Below are 2565 nucleotides of genomic sequence, written 5' to 3'. Positions count from 1 at the left end.
CCTTTGCTCGGCTCGGTCGCAGCGCTCGTGGCGCTGCAGGTGTGGACGCGCCACGAGCAGACGCCGTGGACGCGGGATGCCCGGGTGAGCGCTGAGGTTGTCCAGATCGCGCCGGAGGTGTCCGGGACCGTGGGCGCCGTCCCTGTCGCCGACAATCAATATGTGCATCGTGGCGACGTCCTCTATGTGATCGACCGCGAACGCTTCTCGCTCGCGGTGGCGTCCGCGCAGGCCGAGGCCGAAGCCAGGCGGCAGGACATGCTTGTCCGTCAGGCGGCGGCACGGCGGCGAAGCCAGCTGCGCGAGGTCGTTTCCCAGGAGGATCTGCAACAGACGGCCGGCGCCGCCGCACAGGCCGCTGCAAGCTATGAAGGCGCGGTGGCGGCGCTCGATCTTGCCAAGCTCAACCTCGCACGGGCGACGATCCGGGCGCCGATCGACGGATATGTCACAAATCTGCGGCTGCGGCCTGGCGATTATGCCACCGCGGGCGTGACGAAGATCGCCATCCTCGATGCGACCAGCTTCTGGATCACCAGCTATTTCGAGGAAACGAAGCTGCGGCTGATCCGTGTCGGCAGCCCGGCGCAGATCATGCTGATGGGGTTCGATGACGCGCTCTCCGGCCATGTCGAAAGCATCGGCCGGGGCATCGAGGACAGCAACGGAACGCCAGGCCATCGCGGCCTGCCGAATGTCGAGCCGACCTTCAGCTGGGTCCGCCTTGCCCAGCGCATTCCCGTGCGAATCCACATCGACCGCGTCCCGCCCGGCGTCGAACTGGCGGCGGGCATGACGGCGACCGTCGCCATTGAATCGGCAACCGCCGCCGACGCGTTGTAAACGGGCCGGGGGATCGCACGGCATCTTTCGCCGTCAAACAGTTGGATCGCGCCAGAACATCCTTTCACGGGCGCGCTCGCGGGGGGTCTTCGGAAGAACGTTTCGAGGCGCACGCGCTAACCTCCGGCACCGCGGATCCCCGCGCGATTTGAAAGGATGCACCATGCTGAGGCTGGATCGCTTATCCACCACTCTGGTCCGGATGACCATCGACAGGCCACCCGCCAACGCGCTTTCCCTCGATCTGATCCAGGCGCTGACGGACGATCTCGTCCGGTTCGGCGAGGAGGCCGAGGCGCCGGCGTTGATATTGACCGGTGCCGGCGAGCGCTTCTTCTGTGCAGGCGGCGATATTCGTGAAATCACCCTCAGGGCGGACGCTGCGATCCCGCGCATGCGCGCCTTTCACCGGTTGCTTGTCGTGCTCGAAGGCTACCGCTCGCCGCTGCTATGCGCCGTCAACGGCTATGCGGTGGGCGGGGCGCTGGAACTGGTTCTGTTTGCGGATCATGTCGTGGCGAGTGAGGGCGCGAAGTTCGGCTTTCCAGAAATCAATCATGGCCTGCTCCCCGCCGCGAAGGGCATGCGGCAGGCGATGAACCGCCTCGGGCGCCGCGCTGCGGAGCGCCTTCTCTATTCCGGGGAGCTTGTTTCGGCACAGGAAGCACAGAGGATGGGCCTCGTCGACGAAATCGTCGGTTTCCAGGAGTTGCAGGACCGGACCCGGGCCGTTGCCGAGGCGTTTCGCCTCAAGGACATTCATCTGTTTTCGGCGATCAAACGGACCTTCACCGAGGCGCCGCGGATGACAGACGAGGAGCTTGAGGCGCGCACGCTCGGCGACATGCGTGACTACTTGAACCGCGGAGAGACGGCCGCGGCGCGGGAGCGGTTCCTCCAACGCAAAACGAGGCGGCAGAATGTCTGACGGCGATCATCTCCGGCTTGAGTTCATGACTTCGTCCGAGGTCGCTCTCGCCATCGCGGGCGGCACCCGGACCATCGTCATCCCCTGCGGGGCGGTGGAGCAGCATGGACCGCACCTGACCCTCAGCGTCGATGCCGACCATGCGGACCGTCTCGGCATCCTGGTGGCGAAGGGGGTGGGAGGCGCGCTGGTGGCGCCGACCATCAGGGTCGGCTGCTCGTCCCACCATCTCGCATTTCCCGGCACGATCTCGCTGCAGGACAGCACATTCGAAATGATCTGCCGGGACTACTGCACCAGCCTGGCAAGACATGGCTTCGAGCACATTCTCATCTTCTCCGCCCATGTCGGCAATTCTCCGCCCTTGGCCAGGATGTTGCCGCGACTGCGGTCGGCCGTGCCCGCCTCCTGCCGAATCTCCGCCTTCACCGATGCGAAGGCGTGGCTGGAACGGTGGCGCGATGCCGTCGAGGAAGCGGGTGGCGAACCGATCAAGGTCGGTGGCCATGCCGACATCGCTGAAACCTCGCTGATGCTCGACCTCCACCCCGAGCGCGTGCGCACCGCCCGCTACGAGGCCGGAAGATTGGGGCTTCTTTCGCAAGGCGACCTGGAACTGATGTGGCGCGATGGGCTTGCGGCGGTCAGCGCCAACGGCATTCTCGGCGACCCCAACGGGTCCACGGCAGCCATCGGCAGGCATTGCATCGAGCGCATCGCCTCGCTTCTCGTCGAGAGCTTTTCCCAGGACGATCCGGTTTGACAGTGTGCAGCCGTTGCCGCGCGGTCGTCGG

General features: G+C 65.8%; 3 protein-coding genes. All 3 read left to right on the top strand.

The features are described from left to right. The first annotated feature begins 3 nt into the window (after positions 1 to 3). The 3 genes from I71_RS09380 to I71_RS09370 all read left to right on the top strand — a co-directional run bounded on the left by I71_RS09380 (position 4) and on the right by I71_RS09370 (position 2534). Positions 4 to 843: an HlyD family secretion protein gene (locus tag I71_RS09380; RefSeq protein WP_042694193.1), complete on the top strand. Its 840-nt coding sequence runs from the start codon at positions 4 to 6 to the stop codon at positions 841 to 843. A 163-nt stretch (positions 844 to 1006) separates the two neighbouring features. Then, complete coding sequence (locus I71_RS09375) at positions 1007 to 1771, top strand: enoyl-CoA hydratase/isomerase family protein (protein WP_042694190.1); 765 nt, start codon at positions 1007 to 1009, stop codon at positions 1769 to 1771. Beyond that, entirely contained in the window at positions 1764 to 2534 is a 771-nt protein-coding gene (locus I71_RS09370; protein ID WP_042694187.1) for a creatininase family protein, read from the top strand. Before I71_RS09375 ends, I71_RS09370 begins: the two co-directional genes overlap by 8 nt. Positions 2535 to 2565 lie beyond the last annotated feature (31 nt).

The organism is Azospirillum sp. B506, from assembly GCF_000333595.1.
Taxonomy (GTDB): Bacteria; Pseudomonadota; Alphaproteobacteria; order Azospirillales; family Azospirillaceae; genus Azospirillum.
The sequence above is the reverse complement of the archived record's forward strand: the minus strand, read 5'-3'. Positions and strand labels throughout refer to the sequence as shown.

Bases quoted from the DNA above. Each gene is read 5' to 3' on its own strand.
- I71_RS09375 (WP_042694190.1), top strand. From the start codon at position 1,007: ATGCTGAGGCTGGATCGCTTATCCACCACTCTGGTCCGGATGACCATC.
- I71_RS09370 (WP_042694187.1), top strand. From the start codon at position 1,764: ATGTCTGACGGCGATCATCTCCGGCTTGAGTTCATGACTTCGTCCGAG.